The sequence below is a fragment of the Shewanella sp. genome, from assembly GCF_048265805.1.
Lineage (GTDB): Bacteria > Pseudomonadota > Gammaproteobacteria > Enterobacterales > Shewanellaceae > Shewanella.
The window spans coordinates 62,126-82,252 of the sequence record NZ_JBLXAT010000022.1 but is presented as its reverse complement, the minus strand read 5'-3'; the positions used below and the strand labels follow the sequence as shown (position 1 = coordinate 82,252).

The following is a 20,127-nucleotide window of genomic DNA, read 5'->3' as shown; positions in this document are numbered from 1 at the left end:
CATGTCGGATCTGATGCCGTGGAATGTTGATATCAGCAGCATTGAGTAAAGCTGTACGGGTTTATTGAGCGCTTACGTAGATGTTAGGCTTCTTCGCGTAATTTGGCTTCTAGCGCTTCAACTTGTGCTTGCAGCGCTTCGAGTTTTTCGCGAGTTTTCAACAGTACGTGTTGCTGTACTTCAAACTCTTCACGAGAGACTAAATCCAGCTTCAGCAGTTGCTGTTGCAACACGCTTTTACTGCGCTCTTCAAATTCACCAGCAAACTGTTTTACTGGGGCTGGCAGGTTGTCGCTGAGTTGCTTTGCCAGTTCTTCAATCTTTTTTGCGTTAATCATAGTGAGACTTCCATCGGTTACGCCATTGGGTGAATTGTAACCCAAGCCTTGCGGTTCTCCCAATAATTGCCGTGCATTTGTTATGGGACCGATGCCATAGGTTGCGCCATAGCTAATCAACAGTGCTGAGCGACGGCCTTGTCGCCGTGCAGGTTGTTTGTCTGCTATGATTGCGCGTCTGATTAGTTGCCCCTTGTGTTATTGATGAAGTTAAATCCCGCACAGAACGACGCCGTTCATTTTATCTCTGGTCCTTGTTTGGTGCTTGCCGGTGCCGGCAGTGGCAAAACCCGCGTTATCGTCAATAAAATTGGCTATCTCATCCAAACTTGTGGCTATCAAGCCCGTCACATTGCAGCGGTGACGTTTACCAATAAAGCGGCGCGGGAGATGAAAGAGCGGGTATCGCAATCGATTGGCCGCAAAGAGGCGCGTGGGTTGTGGATTTCGACATTCCATACGCTTGGGCTAGAAATCATCAAACGTGAGCATAAAGCGCTGGGACTAAAGGCGGGCTTTTCACTGTTTGATGATCAAGACTCAATGGCACTGCTCAAAGAGCTGACCGAGAAAGAACTGCAAGAAGACAAAGACTTACTACGGTTGCTGGCAACCACGATTTCAAACTGGAAAGGCGGTTTGGTGATTCCAGACCATGCCCGAAAAATTGCCAAAGGCGAGCAGGAGCAACTGTCTGCGCTGCTGTATCAGCGGTACGCCCAGCATATGAAGGCTTACAACGCACTCGACTTTGATGACTTAATTCTGCTGCCGACGTTGCTGTTGCAACACAATGAAGAGGTGCGCAAACGTTGGCAGAAGCGCATTCAATACCTGCTGGTGGACGAATACCAAGACACCAACACTAGCCAATACGAGTTGGTAAAACTGCTGGTAGGTGAACGCGCGCGCTTTACTGTGGTAGGCGACGACGACCAATCTATCTATTCGTGGCGTGGTGCCAAACCGCAAAACTTGGTACTGCTGGGTAAAGATTTCCCCGAATTAAAGCTGATTAAACTGGAGCAAAATTACCGCTCCAGCCAGCGGATCTTGCGTGCAGCTAACATTTTGATTGCCAACAACCCGCACGTGTACGACAAGTCACTGTTCAGCGAACTGCCATACGGTGAACCACTACGGATTTTGCACGCTGCTAACGAAGAACAGGAAGCGGAGCGGGTGGTTGCGGAGATTATTCGCCACAAGTTTATGGGCAAAACCAGTTTCGGTGATTACGCCGTGCTGTACCGCGGCAACCATCAATCGCGCTTATTAGAGCGGGCATTGATGACCAACCGTATTCCGTACCGCTTAAGTGGTGGTACGTCGTTTTTCTCGCGGGCGGAAATCAAAGACATCATGGCTTACCTGCGATTGGTGGTGAATCCGGATGACGACAACGCGTTTTTGCGGGTGGTGAATCTGCCCAAACGCGGTATTGGCCCTGCCACATTGGAAAAGCTGGGTAACTTTGCCAATAGCAAACATATCTCCATGTTTGAAGCGATTTTTGATGCTGGATTACACCAACATTTGAGCCCTGGGGCGGTTGAGAGTTTGTACACCTTTGGCCGCTTTATTGTCGATACCGGCGAAATTGCCGAGCGTGGCGAAGGAGTGGATGCAATTAAGCAACTGATCCGCAGCATCAATTACGAAGATTATCTGTATGAGACCAGCACCAGCGCCAAAGCGGCTGAGATGCGCATGAAGAATATCTCTGAGCTATATCGTTGGGTGACGGAAATGCTGGCGGGCGATGATCTTGATGAGCCGATGACCTTGCCAGAAGTGGTCACTCGTTTGACCTTGCGCGACATGATGGAGCGTAACAATGAAGATGAAGCGGGCGATCAAGTACAACTGATGACGCTGCATGCATCCAAAGGCTTGGAGTTTCCTTATGTGTTTATCGTGGGCATGGAAGAGGGCTTGTTGCCACACCAAAGCAGCATTGATGAAGACAACATCGATGAAGAGCGCCGCTTAGCCTATGTAGGGATTACCCGCGCTCAGCAGGAGCTATTTTTTGTGGTGACCCGCGAGCGACGCCAGTTTGGCGAAACCATTCAAAGCCAAATTAGCCGCTTTATTGACGAGTTGCCGCAAGATGACTTGCACTGGGACAACCGTGCGCCAGAGAAGAAAACTGAGCAGGAAAGGATGCAGACTGGCAAAGCTAATATTGCCAATCTGCGGGAGATGTTTAAGAAATAACGTCCACAAGGGCTTGCTTAAGCGGCGTGCTATGGTCTGCTGGCGTCTGGGCAGTTTGGTACTGAATAGTATTGAAACCCATCTGTTGCAGCAATTGACGCTGCTCCGGCGTTCTTACCCCATCAATAATCAGCTCAATATTGAGTGAATTGGCACTTAAGCGGATGGCCTGTAGCAAGCGTTGATGGCGCGGGCCGCGAATATCTTGGATTAGCTCCGGTTCCAGCTTCAGTCGACTCAAAGGTAAAAAGCTTAGCGTCACCATGGAGCTGTATCCGCTGCCATAGCAACTCACCCCGAGTTGTACACCTAACTCTTGCAGATCTTCAAAGCCGCTAACATGGACTTCATTGTCGCGTGCTAATGCCAGCTCACTGAAAAATAGACACAAGCGTGCCAGCGGGAATTGGCAGTTGCGTAACCCACTCTTAAGGCTGCGTAGTGCATGTTTGTGCGTCAGATGTTGACTCGACAGCGAGAGGTGCAGTTCTATCTCGGCTGGAATCTCTGCGTTGATATGCATTTGGCTCAACATCTCGATGGCGTAGCGGTCAAGGTCTAAGCGTAAGTTTGCTTGCTCAGCCAAAGTGAGTAACTGCTCATGTTGCAGCAAGCCATGCTCACTGTGGCGCCAATATAGGTGCACATCTCGGGCTAGCTCTTGGCCTGTTGCCAATGATTCTACCGATGCAAAACTGAGCTCAATTTGGCAGTTATCCATGGCGGCGCGTAGCTCGTTTTCGAGCAGAATATTGCGCATCAGCTGTTGGTGCGATTGCTCATCAAACACCACATAGCAACCTTTGCCACGGGTTTTGGCCATATACATGGCGGTGTCGGCGTCGCGTAGCAGCGATTCACTGCTTTCTTTAGCCTGACGGCCACTGACGGCAATCCCGATACTGGCACCAGAGTTAAACATTTTACCGTTGAGATTAAACGGTTTAGCCAATTCCGACAGAATGCGTTCGGCCACATCTTTGGCGTCATCAATGCTGTGCAGATGGTCGACTAAGATAACAAACTCATCACCGCCCAAACGCGCCAGCATATCGTGTTCACGAATACACAGATTTAAGCGTTCTGCCGTTTGTATTAAGAAGTGATCGCCTTCGAGATGGCCTAAGGTATCGTTAACCAGTTTAAAGCGGTCAAGGTCGATAAACAGTAGCGCAAACTCACCGATACTGGTGGTGGTGTGTTGTTGCAAGGTCGACTGCAACTGCGCCATAAACATCATGCGGTTAGGTAAACCTGTGAGCGTATCGTGGGTCGCGTCATGTTGCAGTTGTTGCTCGACTTTACGGCGCTGGGAGATCTCGCTTTGCAGATCTTTGTTGGCGCGAGCCAATTCTCGCGTGCGCTCAATGACTTTTTCTTCGAGTTCTTCGTTGGATCGCTTCAGCGTTTCAGTGGCAAGTTTGCGTTCGATCGCAGTAGCAATATGCTGTGACACAAAGGTCAGCAGATCCATATCCTTGAATTGATACTTTTGATCGGCACTGAAGGAATACACGGCCAACGCGCCACCTACCGACCCTTGGATCATCAACGGAATACCAATCCACTGGTGCATCTGTTGGGTGTGATTCAAATCTGGCGCTTTGCTATAGAGCATGCCTTGCTCAATTAAGCGTTGAATGCCTTTTTGATCAAGCAGCATTGGCCGTTGGCTGCGTAGCAGATATTCTACTAGGCCATCTTTCAGCGCGCGGGGTTTGGGCGCGATACGACTGATTTGCGATACAAAGAAGGGAAACTCGAGTTGCGTTTTGTTTTCGGCATATAGCGCAATGTAACAGTTTTGCGCGGGCAGCAGATGACCAATTACGCGATGTAGCTCGGCATAGAAGTCACGCATCTCCAAATTGGAGGTAGCTAAGTCGGCAATTTCAAACAGTGAACGCTGCAGGCGTTCAGCACGGCGCCGTTCATACACTTCCTGTTTGAGTTTTTCGTAGGCATGGCTTAGCTCTTGCGTGCGCTGCTCAATGGCTATTTCTAGTTGCTGTTGGTGGCGCAGCCGTTCCAATACGCCAGCAATATGATGGCTGATAAACACCATCAACTCTTGCTCTTTACTGTTGTATGTCACTTCGAGCTTATAACTTTGTACCGTTAACACCCCCACGGTAACATCGTGATGCGTAATCGGCACGCCCAGCCATTGATGGCTTGGGGAACCAATTTCGTCAATTTCACCCTGCTGCTTTAGCTGCTCACACATGGCTTCGTCACACAGCAACGGTTGCTGGGTGCGAATGACATAGCCGGTAAGCCCGCGCTTCAGAGCATCTGACAAACTTTTATCAGCGCACAGATCGAGTGGGTTAGCGTCTTTCTCGTCAGCGAAAAACGGCAGTTCTAACCGATCTTGATTTTTAAGGCAGATATAAAAGTTATCTGCCGGGATCAGCTGCTTTAAATGCTGGTGCAGGCCGAGATAAAACTCCTGCATGGTTTTGACAGTATTTGCCAGATCTGAGATACCGAGTAACGCTTGCTGGGCGGCTTCAATCCGTTTGAAGTCTGTCGCAAGTTGTAGCTCATCGCTGGGGTTTGGTACTGCCAACGCTCCTTGAGACTTTATTGATTGTTCGTTATTGTTCGGCATCTTATTGGCTTTAAAATGTCTTACGTTACAGGGAAGTAGTGATAACTATTTGTTTAAATTTTGTTTAATCGTATAGTGATAACATGAATGTAGCATAGTGCCAAGCCAATTTTCTGACATATGTCGACTTTTTGATAGTGCAAATAAACACGTCATTTGCCGATTAAGCTAAAACTTGAACAACTAACACTAAAAACTCAAAATAACCGTAGACGCGGCGCTGAAATCCTCCTACTATATGCGGCGCTGACACGGTAGGGCGCCCATAGCTCAGTTGGATAGAGCGCACCCCTCCGGAGGGTGAGGCCGAGGGTTCGAATCCTTCTGGGCGCACCAACTAAGACTTGGTTGCCCAGTTGATGTCAGTAAAAATCAGTGGTGGCTGTAGCTCAGTTGGTAGAGCCCTGGATTGTGATTCCAGTTGTCGTGGGTTCGAGCCCCATCAGCCACCCCATTTCTCTTAGTTGTTTGAACTGAAAGAGATGAAAGTCAAAAATGTCGGTGATTAGCGCAGCCCGGTAGCGCATCTGGTTTGGGACCAGAGGGTCAAAGGTTCGAATCCTTTATCACCGACCACTTTGATGTTAAAAACGTTGGCAAACGTATATATGCTAGTCGATGTATCGATGAAAACTTCGGTGATTAGCGCAGCCCGGTAGCGCATCTGGTTTGGGACCAGAGGGTCAAAGGTTCGAATCCTTTATCACCGACCAAATTCTAAAGAAAGCCTCTGCAATGCAGAGGCTTTTTTGCTTTCTAACGTCTGCAATAACTAATGATGTGCCGTCAGTTGTAACCGTCAATCGGCTGACTCATGTGCTTTGTATTAGTGGTTAGCTTTATCGTTGTTGCTGCTTCCTGCTTCCTATTACCGATAGCCAACCAACGTCCTGCCCTGTTGTCACAGACAGTGTCGAGTTTCCTTTGTATCTACGCCGTCATCCGCAACGCTTTGAATTACTCATCGACGGATGACAGCCAATAAAAAGGCGAGGATTAACCTCGCCTAGTGCTAATAACCGTGCTGGTTTATTTCAGCTCTTCAGGTGGCAGAATAAAGCCTTGATAGCCATTGACCTTCAATGGAATGAAGCGATCAAGCTGCGCTTGCTCCTGAATGCCGGTGACAATCACGGTGATATCTAGCCCTCTGGCAACATTGATTAACGCGCGGCACAGCTCGGTATTACGTTCATTATCATCGAACTGAGCAAAGGATTGATCTAGTTTAACGTAAGCAGGGCGGAAGCTTTGCAGGTAGTTCATTGAGCCAAATTGGCGACCAAAGTGGTCGATACCAAAGCTGGCGCCGTTATCGCGAATCACATGGCATAACGCTTCACAGGCACTGTTATCACTGTAGATAGACGATTCGGGGATCTCAAATGTCAGCAAACCGCGATGAAGGGTTTTCTTGAGGAACTGTCCGAGCCATTCGCGGAATTTGACGTCACTGATACTTTGATGTGTCAGGTTAATCGCCAGCGGTTGTTCGACTTTATCAACCAGTTGCTCTTCCACAATCTTCTCGATCAAGCAGCGGTCGAGTAGGCTACCCATCGACATCAGTTCCACGTAAGGCATGAATTGACCAGCATGCACTTGTTTATCTTCCACCTGCAATTGGCAGAATATTTCACGCTGTAAGTACTTGCTAACGCCCACTTGCTGAATCGCTTGCCAGCGGAAGCGGAACTGTTTGTTGTTGATGGCATCGACTAACTTGTCGCGCCACTGCTCACGGGTAAACAGCTGTTGCTCGCTGGACTCAAACCAGTGATAGGTTTTGTGTTCACGTAGCGCGAGTTGCAGTGCATTATCGGCTTGGCCGAGTAAACTCGATACTGTCGCATCGCCAGCACTGCTGCGTTCGGCAATACCGATAGCGTAATCTTCATTGGGCTTGCAGCCCGCTTTTACCATCTCTTGGTTAATGGTACGCAGCAGTTGCTGCAGATATTTACTGGTTTGCTCGCGTTCGACATTAATCAATAAGAAAGCAAATTCGTAGGCAGAAATACGTGCTACCACAGTTTCACCCGCGCCACTCAGATCTTCCTGCAACCGTTGCGATAGCAGTTTGATGGTTTCATCACGCACTTGATAGCCATATTTGCGGTGCACATCTTCTAGCCATGTCAGTTGCGACAACATTAATGCGCCGCTGCTCGGTTCACTTAACCAACTGGCGATTCGTCCAGTCATGTATTGGCGGTTAGGTAAGCCAGATACCCCATCGACTAAGTTCTTGGTTCGCAGTTGCGAGACTTCTTCATCGAGAGAGTTAAAAATCTGCTTTAACTGCGCCGACATGCTGTTAAACGCTTCAACTACGTCTTTTAGTTCAAGGGTTTTAGGTGGCTTCATGTCGGGGCCAAACTCGCGGCGGGCGACACTTTTAGCATGCTCAGCAATCTCATTGAGCGGTTTCAAAATCCAGCTCAGGCCAAAGCGGGCAGTGATGATGGCGATCAGGAACAGGATGGAAAATACGATGATGGTATTGCTCATAATGCGCCACAGCTCGTTGTAGCCGTAGCCGGGGTGTGCGGTAATTTTCAGTTTAGCCAGCTGGATCCAACCTGAGGTAATGGTACTTTCACGCTCAATGGTGGGGAAAAAGCCTAACTCGATAAACCATTGTGGTACGCCCTGCACTCGAATAGCGTTATTCCACGTTTGTTGTTTGCCGTCGACCATCCACGTGAGTTGCACTTGTTGGTAATAGCCGCCTTCAAAAATCACGTTTACTAAGGTTTCCACGGTGGCGATATCGCCTGCTTCGAGCGCAGGCACCAACATCAGCCCCAATGAATGGCTGGCATTGTTGAGGTCTGACTCCATCTGTTTGCTCAAAAAACTACGGGTTTCATTAAACTGTACGTAGCCTAAGCTGGCTATCACCAGCAAAAATAGTCCAAAGAGCAATGAGTATAACTGTCTGAACAAAGTCATTGTTGCCGTTACTCCAGTACCAATTTGGGTTTCCGCAAGCGGTCGACCCCTAATCTGTATTTAAGATCATTCCATTTTTCGAGCCGTGATGATGAACCAGCGAGTTCACCACGTCCTCTTTCTTTGTTCAGCCACAACTGTTTACCATTGAAACTGTAAACTGGAATCAAGTCACCACGTTTTGTCGCAGGTTTGAGCAGCGGATCTAAGTTATCCAAAATGAGTGGTATCGCGGAGGGCTTATCGTAGTAGGCCAGCACCATATGGTATTGATTGACCGAGGTCGCTTTAACCATAGTGATCCGCAATTTTTCATCAGGGATACCCAACTGCAGCAAGGTAAAATATTTGGCGATGGAGAAATCTTCACAATCCCCGCCATTGGCGCCGATAAACTCTAATGGGGTTGCCCAGTAGTTGCTATCACCCCAGAGTTTAATATCATCGACAAATCTGAATAAATTGAAGAAATTATTGACCGCATTGAGCTTGCCCATGTCATCTAGCTGCTGGCTGCTGTCCAATACCTTAAACCAAGCATTAGCACGTAATCCCGCTCGCTCACCGTAACGTGTCGTCAATGCTGACACGATACTGCCGCGCTCTAGCGTGGGAGTATCACTGGCTTGTGAGCCAATGATCAGTACCATCGCCCCAATAATGGCGCAACGGCAGACCCACCTATAAAAGGTGTACAGCGTTGGTCTGCCTAGTGCCAGTGTGGTCAAGTAATTTCCTATTGTGCAGTTTCATCTACGGTGTAGATATTCCACTTCATATCAGCCATGGTGTCTTCACCGGTCACTTCCGCGATGACGCGACGATTACGGTTCTGCGCTTCGGGCGTACCACTGGTGTCAACGGGGCGATCGTAACTATAACCAATAGCAGTTAATCGGCTACTTTCAATACCAAACTGTTGATTAAGTACATCTGTCACCGCATTCGCACGATTTTGTGAAAGCTCGAGGTTGTGCTCGTAAGTTCCGGTTTTACTGCAGTGCCCTTCAATGGTCACGTTAGTATGCGGATACTGCTTCATAAAGTCTGCAATCGTTTGGATCTGTGCATAGTACTGTGGGTCAATATAGTAAGAGTCATTCGGGAACAGAATCTTAAGTTCAGAACGCTCTTTAATTGGCTTCACCGTGCCACAACCATAGTTATCGATGTTGGCACCGCTTACTGTTCCCGAGCATTTTTCACGTGCTTCAATGACGCCGTCGCGGTCTTCATCGTTGAGGTTATAGGCTTGTTCGGTGGCACCGTCCATGGTGGCGATGTCACGCATTGAGCACCCCGCCAGCAAGGCAAGACTCATAATGGTCAGTAACAGTTTCATTATTCGGCTCCTTCCTGATGGTTAAGTTTGCCTTGCCATACCGCTGGGCGAGTCACTCGCAGTGAATCGAGCAGTTGTCCGGTTGCGTTAAGCACACGATATTTAGCAATAATTTCGTCAAACTCGGCGGTGAGATAGTCGCGTCGGGCTTCAAATAGCTCGTTTTCAGTATCCAATAAGTCCAACAAGGTGCGTTGGCCAAGGTTGAACTGTTGCGAGTAAGCCACTTGGGTTTCTTTCGCGGCAATAACATGTTGTTGAATGTATTGCATTTGCGGTTCGAGATATTCGTAGGCATTCCACGCTAGGCTGACGCCTTCGACTACCTCACGGTGGGCCCGTTCTCGGATCTCTTTGGCTTCGCTCAGCTTATAAGCGGTTTCTTTTTCGCGTGCGAGATCTTTACCACCAGAGAACAGGTTGTAGCGCATGCGCACCATGGCCTGCACGTCGTTGTAATAGCCACCGACATCTTGCGTGGCAATCGCACTGAAACCATCTTCACCGCTGAGATCGTTATTCCAGTTGCTGGAGACTTCCAATGAGAACTGCGGATAGTATGTGGATTGTGCGGTCGATTTTTCCGATTCTGCCGCCATGATATCGTTGCCCGCGGACTTCAATACCGGATGATTTTTCTCGGCCAAAGTGATACCGATCGCCAAGTCTGCTGGCAGCATATCGGCATCTGGTACGGGAATAATCAAGCTGTCGGCTTCTTGGTGGGTTATGCGATAAAACTGGCTTTTGGCATCCATGAAGTTATTACGGGCAGACATCAAGTTGGCATTAGCGCGCGCCAAACGGCCGGTAATTTGTGATAAATCAGCGGTTGAACCTAAGCCCGAATCCGTACGTTGTTTAATTTGCGAGTAGATATCCTCATGGGTTTTTAGATTCTTCTCGGCCAACGTGAGGATCTGTTCGGCACGAATATAACTGACATACACACGGGCAACATCCAGTGCGGTGTCTTCTGCGGTAGCAAATAAGGTCCACTGTTCTGCGGTGGCTTCGTACTTGGTACGGTCAACTTCACTTGAGGTGTAGAAGCCATCAAACAGCATCTGCCGCAAGCTCACGCCAAACTCGCCTCGTTTGAGTTCCATTGAATCCTCACCGCGGCGGCGGGTTGATGGTGAGTCAGTGTATTCATAACCGTAACCGGCATTGACGTCTAACGTTGGCAGATAGCCCGCAAATGATTGGCTGACCTGTTCTTCCTTTTGTTTGAAACGGTTAAAGGCGACGCGAATATCGGGATTGGTGTCCAGAGTAGCAGCAACGGCTTGCTCAAGAGTCTGAGCTAGCGAGCTACCCGGAAGCATCAACGCACTGATGGCCAACGCCAGAGCGCTGGTTTTCATCCGTCGATTAAATGGTGTATTCATATTAAACCCCTCCAAGGTTCAATTGCTCAAAGTTTAGCGCTCTCTTAATGCGTTTTCTTTGGCCCGTAGTATTGGATTTAGGATGTACTCAAGGACTGTGCGTTTCCCGGTGATTACGTCTACGCTGGTCAGCATACCGGGTATTATCGGCATTTTAGTGCCATCTTTCTTTTGTAAACTGGATTCGTCGGTCCTGACCTTCACCAGATAGAAACTGTTACCTTCTTCGTCTTGGGTGGTGTCGGCACTGATCTGTTCTACTGTGCCAGTTAAGCCGCCATAACGGGTAAAATCGTAGGCGGTGACTTTGACGACCGCCGGTAAGCCTGGATGTAAAAAGGCGATATCCTTCGGCAAAATTTTGGTTTCGATCAGCAGTTGGTCTTCCGACGGAACAATCTCCATGATGTTGACCGCAGGTTGCACGACACCGCCGAGGGTGTTTATCTCAATAGATTTAACGGTGCCATTGACCGGAGAGGTAATGATCGCCTTATCGACTTTATCCATTGCACCGACTTGTGCTTCATTCATGCGCGACAGCTTGGCTTGCATGTCGCTCAATTTAGAACGGGCGTCGGCAGCATAGACTAAGACAGCTTCGCGACGTTTCAGAATGGCTTCATCCATCGCGGCTTTCACTTTTGGGCGGGCTACACGTAAGCTGGCTAGCTCACCTTTAATATCGTTGACGTTGCGTTCTAATTTCAGTAATTCCACTTCTGGCACAATCCCTTTGGTGGCCAGTGGTCTAGTTAAGTCTAGTTCACGGGTGACCAATTGGTAACTTGTTGTCAGTGTAGTAATTTTAGACGCTAATTCTTCGCTTTCTTGTTGGCGTTGCTGGATCTGTCGCGCCTGAATAGCCAACTGGTTAACGAGGTTATCTAATCGACCGTTAAACTCATCCGCTTGGCGGCTGACCAGCTCTGGCTGAGTCTGTTGTAAGTCGGCCGGAAATGCAGGCGGTTGCTTATCAACGTTGATCTGCTCGCGCCAATCTTGTGCGGTATCTGCAATTTGAATGCTGTTGAGTTCAGCGGATAAGCGGATCACGTTGGCGCGCAGCGAGTCCACCTCTTGTTGCGACTGTGCGGCGTCAGCACGAAAGCGAGTGTCATCAATACGCACTAACGGTTGGCCTTTAGTCACCATCATGCCTTCCTGCACATACATCTCTTTGAGGATGCCGCCATCCAAACTTTGGATGACTTGTACTTGGCTTGATGGGATCACTTTGCCGGTGCCTTGGGTCACGCGGTCGAGTTTGGCGAGGGCGGCCCACACCAAGAAACACAGCATCATTGCGGATACTGCCCAAATAATATGTTTATGGCTCGACGGTGCTTCGGTGAGCATGGCGCCGTAAACGTCGTCCACCATCTCCAAATCTTGCGCGGTAAAATTTTTATTAGCCACGGCGACCTCCCGCCATCAACCCTTGGTTGAGTAGCTCTAGCACTTTGGCTTTGGGGCCATCGGCTAAGATGCGCCCTTTATCTAGCACGATGACACGGTCAACCAACCGCAGCAGATCCATTTTATGGGTGATGAGGATGAGCGTGCGGTCTTTGCTGACGTAGGTCATGGATTGCATAAACTGCTTCTCGGCGCGGGCATCGAGGCTGGCCGTTGGTTCGTCCATCAACAGTACGGGGGGATCGTTCAAAATAGCGCGGGCGAGGGCGACCGTTTGCCGTTGACCACGGGAGAGTGATTCGCCTTTTTCACCCACTTGACGATCTAACCCTTCCGATTCCATATCGGTAAATAGGCTAACGCCTGATAGCTGGGTGGCGCGCATGATTTGGTGCTCTGTCACTGAGCGGGTGCCAAACAAGATATTGTCGCGGATGGTGCCGTGAAACAGGGTGACATCTTGTGGGAGATAGCCAAAGTTGCGCCGTAAATCACTTGGATGGATTTGTGCTGAGTCGATACCGTCGTAGCGCAAACTGCCTTCTGACGGTTTATATAAACCAATCAGTAGCTTAGCTAAGGTACTTTTGCCACTGCCGTTGCGGCCAATAATCGCGACACGCTCACCGGGTTGGATGCGCAACGACAACGGATGTAACACCAGTTTGTCACTGCCGGGATAGCTAAAGGTGATGTTGTCGGCTTCGAGTTTGCCCATCAAGCGTTGCTTGGACACTAAGTGGCCTTTGTTTTCAAACTCATCTTCTTGGGTCATGATGCCGTCAAGCTGGCGCAGGGCGCTGATCATCTGGTTGGCACGCGTCATCAGATTAGCCAGCTGCGCCATCGGCGATACCGCACGACTCGACAACATCACTGCCGCAATAATGCCGCCCATAGATATGGCGTTATCCGCTACCCGATATACCCCTAAAATCACCACAAATACGGTAGTCACTTGCACGGTAAAGGTGGCGAAATGCGCCACTGCGTTGGACAGTTTTTTCGACTTCAACTGCCAATTAGCGGTGTGACCAATCATCTGTTGCCATGACTTTTGTACTAAACCTTCTGCGCCGTAGGCTTTGATTGACTCTAGTGCTGCGAGGCTCTCGATTAAGTGGCCGTGTTTCAAGCTAGAGAATTTGTTGCTCTCTTCAATCGCTTGTTTGAGCTTGGGCTGAATGCTCAAGGTAAACAGTAAAATCAGCACACTGGCGATGAGTGGGATCACTGCAAGGTCGCCCGCCACAATGAAGATAATCACCATAAATAGCAGGGCAAATGGCAGATCCACTAAGGTGGTGATGGTGGCGGAGGTGAGAAAATCACGGATACTATCAAACTCGCCCATCTGCCGTGCCATGCCACCAACGCTGGCAGAGCGCTTTTCTAGCGGCAAGCCGATGGCTTTATAAAATAGCCGCGATGACACGATGATATCAACTTTCTTACCAGCGATATCAATGAGATAGGCGCGTAGTTGCCGCATGACTAAGTCAAACAGATAAGCAATGCCTGCACCAACGGCTAGCACCCATAAAGACTCAAAGGCGAGGTTGGGTACCACTTTGTCGTACACGTTCATCACGAACAGTGGTGATACCAGCGCAAAAATGTTAACCAGCACCGAGGCAATCAGCGCATCGCGATAGATGGGCGCGGCATCGCGCAGGGTTTGTAGCAACCAGTGAGAGCCATGATCATGCTGGTAAACATCAAAGCCCATGTCGCCACGGTACTGTTGCTTAACCAAAAACAGATAGCCGACATAGAGCGATTCTAGCTCTTCCATCGACAATACTTGCTGGCCGCCGGTTTCCGGCAGCTGAATGACCGCGGTTTGTTTTTCAAAATCTAATTCCCGCAAGACACAGGCTTTTTTGTCTTTCAACAGCAGTACACACGGCAACTGAATCGCGGTGACTTGGTCAAGCCCTTTACGCGTTAGTTTGGCGGTGAGGCCGGCACGCGATGCTGCTTGCGGGAATAGTTCTGGCGGTAATACCGTGGTGGATAATGGCAGGCCTGCTACCAAAGATTCGACGGAGCACGGACTACCATAGTACTCCGTCATCAGTACTAGGCAGTCAAGTAATGGATCAACTGTGACCCGCTGAGAAGCCGGTATTGACCATTGCTCGGTTTTTGGCGCGGCAGAATGACTACTCACGAAGCGATTAATCCTTTAAACATAACCGGATAGGTAAAGTATTGACCAAAGGCGCTTCGCTGCCTAGCTGGCAGCGAAGCATCTTTGAAGTTTTAATGATTTACCTACTAAGGCTGCAACAGCTTATTAGTGTGATTGAGTTCATCTGAACTAGATGACGGTGTATATGATGCTTGCTCAGTTTGTGTGCTCTGCACAATCAACGGACCATTGCCATTATCAATCAACCCTTGAAGCCATTCACTGCTATTGGTGCCGTAGCTAGATACATCGCTACCGTCCAGAATGATGGTTTGGTCGACTGTGTGATCAGCATTGGCATCGATTGATATAACCGTGTTGCCGCCTTCGACACTAATATGCAGATAGTTGTCTAGGGTGTCGTTTTGACCATCCCAGTTGGTGAGTAAGTCACTAATGTCGAGCTTATCTTGGTTGAAGCTAAAGTCAGTGACGTGGTCGGTACCCGTCTCACCCGCTAGCCATACGAAGGTGTCTTTGCCGTTGCCACCCGTGAGGATGTCATCACCCATGCCGCCATAGATGACGTCATCGCCGTTGCCACCGTTGATAATGTCGTTACCGCCTTGGCCGAAGATAACGTCATTACCATTACCACCGTGGATAATGTCATCACCACCGCGACTATCATCGTTGAGGTTCAGTGATACGGCGTTTATCTCAATGTAATCGCGGATCTCATTATTGTTAGGCGCATGACCTAACACGTCAGTGAGGTATTCCTGCAACGCTTGCAGCCCTTCACCATTGTGGCTACCAGCTGCATGGCCCGTCCAAGCCAAGTCATCGGTATTGAGTACATCACCGAAGATAACATCATCACCGTTACCGCCTTGAATCACATCATTTCCTACTGTTTTAGGGTTTGATTCATCAAAACCATTTTGTAGCGCTGCCTGTAATTCTGCGGCGGTGTTGATTATCTGTGCTTGGCCGACATCACCAGTGACGTTTTCGTATACCCAGTGTCCCCCCCAACCAAAAAATCCATTATCCCAGTAGCTATCGACGGTTGTGGTGACATCATTAGCTACTACCGAGGTATTGTCGAAGTAACGTAAGAAGTTACTGTTAATGCCATTACCTATACCGATAGCATTGGCGCTGACAGTGTAACCGTTACCTTGAGTAAGTGATTCAAACGCCGCTATTGCCCGCTGCATATCGTTGAGGTCAGTGGAACCGCCGCTATTTGAGCGATCATTATTGTAGGTGGTTGGATTACCGTCGGTCAGGAAGAACGACATATTAATGAAGTTGGAGTTTCCTGAATTTCTGCTATCAAACCAGCTTTCTGCTTCGTTAAATGCATCTTGATAGTTAGTTGCTCCAGAGGTATGCAGCGCATAGATTGCGTCGACCAACCGTTGGAGATCGTGATCGCTATCGAAATTGTTGATGGCAATGTTTTTCGTGGCATCACCATCGAATGAGATTAACGTAATATTTACGGTGCCATCATGGTCATGCAGTTGTGTTGCCAACTGTTTCAAAGCATCTTGTGCTAATTGCAGCCGTGATTTACCCCATGTACCGGACGCTTCATCCATACTGTTGGAAGTATCGACAATCAACGCGATATTATAGTCAGCGCCGGGCACTGTAGTAATGGTATTACCGCCAGCATCACCAACTAAGACATCGCCGCCATCACCGCCAGCAATTACACCGGCACCATCACCAATAACAAACCGAGCACTGCTCAATTCGATATTAGAGTTATTATCGCCGACGATAATCGCGCTTTGAATCTGTTGGCTATCTGCATCAATAGTGACGCTGAAGTTGCTGGAGGCGATATCGCCGTCGCCATCAATCACTGTGGTGTTGAAATTCAGCGTTTGATCATCAGGCAAAATATCTACAGAGGTCGACATGCCTGACAGGCGCACTGCATCCCCGCTCACACTGGTAACGTTAATGCCGTAGAAACCATCGAGATTGTAATCACCTGCATTGATAGTGACAGTGCCATCATGATTAACAATGACGTTTGTCAGTGTATGCAACACTGTTCCTGTAGCGCTCAGTAGCTGGATGGTCAGATTGGTACCACTGCCATTGCCTTGAGAGTCGAACGTGAGTGATACCTGATCAACCGCTTTTACATCAGTCTTGCCTTCGTCAAAGAAGGTTGCTTTCAGGCTTTCACTTGGGTCTAACCAGTTACTATCAACACCTATCCCTTGAGTACTGGAGTTCACTGTGTTGTTACTTGTTGAAGTGAAACGGATATCCGTATCAATAGTGCTTAGAAAATCACTCGCCCACAGTTCTGTACTGTTACCGCCATCAATTTTCTTGTTGAATTCGACCGACTCCGTAACCACCGGATTTGGTGTTTCCAAATCAAAGGTGTAGGTACCATCTGCCTTCATATAGAGGGTAAAGAAGGTATCCTCAGAACCATTATTGTCATAGGTGGCTGTTAGTCTTTCACCTTGATAGACGCCATTGTTATAAACGTCTTCTCTCGTTAGCGTGACGTTGTCACCTAGACTGGTAAGCAAATTGACGTTGATACCTGTTTCTAGGTCGCTAGCGTCTGTTCCCAACCCATCGGCACCACTGTTCAAGGTCCAACTACCACTTGTTGTACCTGCTTCGTTATCCACGGTGAAGTTGGCGACATCAGCTGTTGGTACGTCATCTTTGATGTTGATTGTTATGGTGTTGGTTTTAAAATTGCCATTTTCATCTATCACTTGGTAAGTGAAGGTGTCTACGCCGTTAACAGCTGTGCCGTCATTTGCGGCTGGGTCATTGGTCGCTGGACTATTAAGTGTGTAAGACCAAGTACCGTCCTCATTTATGGTCAAGGTACCATATGCGCCAGTGCCATTATGGCCTTCTGCAAAGCTAAAGGTTAATGCACCTACACCACCAGTGGCTGAAAGTGTTCCTCCGGTTGTTTCGGCATCACTATCAGGATTTGAACCAATCAATGACAGTGCTGCTTCATCAACTTCACTGCTGGTGGAATTGGCAACTAAGCCACTATCGGTCAGGGTGATGGTCAATGTGGCCGTTGAGGTATCACCGTCACCATCGGTGATGGTGTAGGCAAAACTATCAGTTGCATCGGCATGAATGGTGACGTTTGGATAGGCTTGGTAGGTGTAGCTACCGTCAGCGTTCAATGTTAACTCGCCATAGGCACCCTGAATGGTTGAACCTACACCGGTAGCTATAACGTCATCTGCCGCTGAATTATCAGCAGTAGCGATGGCGACCCCAGTCACAACTGCATCATCTGCTCCGAGCGTGTCATTACTGAGTACGCCGTTGGCTGCAGTAACATCGAGCAATTCCCCCTCTTCGGCATTGTTGGTATCCAACACAGCTGTTGGTATGTCATCAACGATATTTATCACCAGCGTGCCTGCAGGAGCTGAATCACCATCGGCATCGGTGATCACCACTGGGAATGGCACGGAAGTGTTATCGCCCGAGGTGTTATCCAGCAAGGTATAGCTGTAAATGATACTACCGACACCCGTTGCTGCATTGTATTCATAACGGGCAGTGAGGCCATCAGCAAAGGTTTGGTTGACGGTTGTCAGGGTATGACCGCCAAGAGAAATGGCGCTCAAACCATCCTTCGAGGTAAAGCTGATGTTGCCACTGGTGGTTTCACTGGTACTGCTGGCATCAGAGCCAGCGGGTTCATCGCCGCGTGCAGGCAAGCCTGCTTCGTATACTGTGGTGCCAACGCCGCCAGCCGCAGGAATAGATACCGTTGGGGCACTGTCACCAATATTGATAGTCAATGTGGCAGGACGAGCATCGCCATCACCGTCAGTTAAGGTGTAAGTGAATACATCAGCAACACCGCCTTGAGAACCAGGGGTACGAACATAGTTATAACTGCCATCCGCATGGATGGTTAATACGCCATACGCACCAGCAACAGTGAAACCATCTTCCACTGCCGAACCTCCAACGTTGTTAAAGCTAATCGCCGTAATGGTCGCACCATCAGCCCCTACTTTATCGGCAGTGGTAAGCGAGTCTGTCCCCTCAGCCGAGATGACGTTACCCGTCGCACGAAATTCACCTTCGGCCATGGTATCAACGTCATTTATCGCTATAGGAGAATCGTCGGTGATAGCGATATCTAATGTGCCAGAGGCTTCGCTGCCATCGCTATCAACGACTGTAATGGTGAGGCTCTCGGTATAACCGGCGTCGGTTGCACCTGCTTGAGCGTCGCCGTCTACCGCAGTGTCTAAGGTGTAACTGTAGCTGACAGTACCGCCTGTGGCGGAACCGTTGAAACCAGTCAGGGTGAGATCACCATATTGCGTTGGAATTGTGACATCGCCATCAACGTTGTTGAGTGCTTGCAGCTGCGCAAGGGTAAATTCTTGACCATGAATAGTCAGTGTTTGCAAACCATCCACACTTTCGAATCTGAACTCGCCTGTTTGAGTCAGATTTGGCTCATGAGGTGATGTACCTCCTAGCAAATTGGCTTCAGAGACTTTGATTTCAGCGATTGGGGCATCAAGTTCGTCTAAGCTGACACCATCATCGGTACCGTTGAGCGTAATGGTCACGGTTTGTGGGGCGCTGTCCACGGTGCCATCGTTGGTGATCACGGTGTAGGTCATCGTGACTGACTCGCCTGCGGCAAGGAACTGAATCGCATCATTATCAATGCTATAGCTCCAGTTACCGTCATTATCAATACTGAATTGACCGCTTTGCAGTGCTGTCAGTTGGTCGGCGGTGAAGGTCAGATCGTTATCATCAAATGCAGTATTGGTGACGCTAACGGTGTGGCTGTCACTGCTGTCTACATCGGAAATGGTCAGTTGACCACTGGCTTCCAGCTGAATGCCTGCCACGTCACCATTGGTATCGACATCTTCGGTCAATGACGCGGTAGCAGAGGTCAGTGTTGGTGCATCGTTGGTGCCAGTGATGGTGATGGTTAAGGTGCTGGTGAGTGATCCAATGCCATCAGTGGCGGTGTAGGTAAATACGGTCTGGGCTGTTTCGTCGGTTGCCAAGGCTTGCGAGGCTGCGCCGGTGGCAGCAAAGCTGTAGCTGCCGTCGGCATTGATGGTCAGCGTACCGTAATCGTTAGTGATCACCGTGGCGGCGCCATCGACCACGGCAGTGGCAGTGCCGGTGGTGCCGTTCAAAATACCGGTGACGCTGAGGGTATCGCCATCCACATCGGTATCGTTGCTCAACACACCGTCGGCTGCTGCGACCGTCAGCGTGGCGTCTTCATCCACAGCACCCACATCAGGCGCCAATACTGGTGCATCATTGGTGCCGGTGATGGTGATGGTCAGTGTGCTAGTGAGTGGCGCGGTGCCATCGGTGGCGGTGTAGGTAAATACGGTTTGCGCGGTAGCGCCAGTTGCCAAGGCTTGCGAGGCTGCGCCGGTGGCGGCAAAGCTGTAGCTGCCGTCGCTATTGATGGTCAGCGTACCGTAATCATTAGTGATCACCGTGGCGGCGCCATCGACCACGGCAGTGGCAGTGCCGGTGGTGCCGTTCAAAATACCGGTGACGCTGAGGGTATCGCCATCCACATCGGTATCGTTGCTCAACACACCGTCGGCTGCTGCGACCGTCAGCGTGGCGTCTTCATCCACAGCACCCACATCAGGCGCCAATACTGGTGCATCATTGGTGCC

The 20,127-nt window shown here is 49.3% G+C and carries 10 protein-coding genes and 4 tRNA genes; 5 read left to right on the top strand and 9 right to left on the bottom strand.

The genetic code is table 11. The features are described 5' to 3' along the window. Positions 1-83 precede the first annotated feature (83 nt). Entirely contained in the window at positions 84-338 is a 255-nt protein-coding gene (ubiK, locus tag ACN0TT_RS15045; RefSeq protein WP_417762963.1) for a ubiquinone biosynthesis accessory factor UbiK, read from the bottom strand. A 204-nt stretch (positions 339-542) separates the two neighbouring features. On the opposite strand from ubiK, the gene rep reads away from it, so the two are divergent. Then, entirely contained in the window at positions 543-2,558 is a 2,016-nt protein-coding gene (gene rep / locus ACN0TT_RS15040) for a DNA helicase Rep (RefSeq protein ID WP_417762962.1), read from the top strand. Here rep and ACN0TT_RS15035 read toward each other — a convergent pair. Next, positions 2,548-5,172 carry a diguanylate cyclase domain-containing protein gene (locus ACN0TT_RS15035; protein WP_417762961.1) on the bottom strand — a complete coding sequence of 875 codons (2,625 nt, stop codon included), beginning with the start codon at positions 5,170-5,172 and terminating at the stop codon, positions 2,548-2,550. The genes rep and ACN0TT_RS15035 overlap by 11 nt on opposite strands. Positions 5,173-5,431: 259 nt before the next feature. On the opposite strand from ACN0TT_RS15035, the gene ACN0TT_RS15030 reads away from it, so the two are divergent. From ACN0TT_RS15030 to ACN0TT_RS15015, 4 genes are all read left to right on the top strand, one after another. Then, a tRNA-Arg gene (locus ACN0TT_RS15030) sits at positions 5,432-5,508 on the top strand. Between the two features lie 42 nt (positions 5,509-5,550). Further along, a tRNA-His gene (locus ACN0TT_RS15025) sits at positions 5,551-5,626 on the top strand. Positions 5,627-5,671: 45 nt separating this feature from the next. Beyond that, positions 5,672-5,748: transfer RNA gene (locus ACN0TT_RS15020), tRNA-Pro, on the top strand. A gap of 60 nt (positions 5,749-5,808) precedes the next feature. After that, a tRNA-Pro gene (locus tag ACN0TT_RS15015) sits at positions 5,809-5,885 on the top strand. 316 nt (positions 5,886-6,201) lie between these two features. On the opposite strand, the gene ACN0TT_RS15010 is transcribed toward ACN0TT_RS15015, so the two are convergent. The 7 genes from ACN0TT_RS15010 to ACN0TT_RS14980 all read right to left on the bottom strand — a co-directional run. Beyond that, positions 6,202-8,127, bottom strand: a complete 1,926-nt coding sequence (locus tag ACN0TT_RS15010) for an EAL domain-containing protein (protein WP_417762960.1) — start codon at positions 8,125-8,127, stop codon at positions 6,202-6,204. A gap of 8 nt (positions 8,128-8,135) precedes the next feature. After that, positions 8,136-8,777, bottom strand: coding sequence for a transglutaminase-like cysteine peptidase (locus ACN0TT_RS15005; RefSeq protein WP_417762965.1), 642 nt, complete (start codon positions 8,775-8,777; stop codon positions 8,136-8,138). A gap of 86 nt (positions 8,778-8,863) precedes the next feature. Then, positions 8,864-9,469, bottom strand: a complete 606-nt coding sequence (locus ACN0TT_RS15000) for an OmpA family protein (RefSeq protein WP_417762959.1) — start codon at positions 9,467-9,469, stop codon at positions 8,864-8,866. Beyond that, positions 9,469-10,860 (bottom strand): TolC family outer membrane protein, encoded by a 1,392-nt coding sequence (locus ACN0TT_RS14995; RefSeq protein ID WP_417762958.1) that lies wholly within the window; start codon positions 10,858-10,860, stop codon positions 9,469-9,471. The genes ACN0TT_RS15000 and ACN0TT_RS14995 overlap by 1 nt, the downstream gene beginning before the upstream one ends. Positions 10,861-10,893: 33 nt before the next feature. Then, complete coding sequence (locus tag ACN0TT_RS14990; RefSeq protein WP_417762964.1) at positions 10,894-12,243, bottom strand: HlyD family type I secretion periplasmic adaptor subunit; 1,350 nt, start codon at positions 12,241-12,243, stop codon at positions 10,894-10,896. 28 nt (positions 12,244-12,271) lie between these two features. Further along, positions 12,272-14,452 carry a type I secretion system permease/ATPase gene (locus tag ACN0TT_RS14985; protein WP_417762957.1) on the bottom strand — a complete coding sequence of 727 codons (2,181 nt, stop codon included), beginning with the start codon at positions 14,450-14,452 and terminating at the stop codon, positions 12,272-12,274. Positions 14,453-14,559: 107 nt separating this feature from the next. Continuing rightward, on the bottom strand, positions 14,560-20,127 hold a 5,568-nt coding region (locus ACN0TT_RS14980), incomplete at its 5' end, for a VCBS domain-containing protein (RefSeq protein WP_417762956.1).

Coding starts and splice junctions, on each gene's coding strand:
- ubiK (WP_417762963.1), bottom strand. CDS start 338: ATGATTAACGCAAAAAAGATTGAAGAACTGGCAAAGCAACTCAGCGAC.
- ACN0TT_RS15005 (WP_417762965.1), bottom strand. CDS start 8,777: ATGGTACTGATCATTGGCTCACAAGCCAGTGATACTCCCACGCTAGAG.
- ACN0TT_RS15035 (WP_417762961.1), bottom strand. CDS start 5,172: ATGCCGAACAATAACGAACAATCAATAAAGTCTCAAGGAGCGTTGGCA.
- ACN0TT_RS14990 (WP_417762964.1), bottom strand. CDS start 12,243: ATGGTGGACGACGTTTACGGCGCCATGCTCACCGAAGCACCGTCGAGC.
- ACN0TT_RS15000 (WP_417762959.1), bottom strand. CDS start 9,469: ATGAAACTGTTACTGACCATTATGAGTCTTGCCTTGCTGGCGGGGTGC.
- rep (WP_417762962.1), top strand. CDS start 543: ATGAAGTTAAATCCCGCACAGAACGACGCCGTTCATTTTATCTCTGGT.
- ACN0TT_RS14995 (WP_417762958.1), bottom strand. CDS start 10,860: ATGAATACACCATTTAATCGACGGATGAAAACCAGCGCTCTGGCGTTG.
- ACN0TT_RS15010 (WP_417762960.1), bottom strand. CDS start 8,127: ATGACTTTGTTCAGACAGTTATACTCATTGCTCTTTGGACTATTTTTG.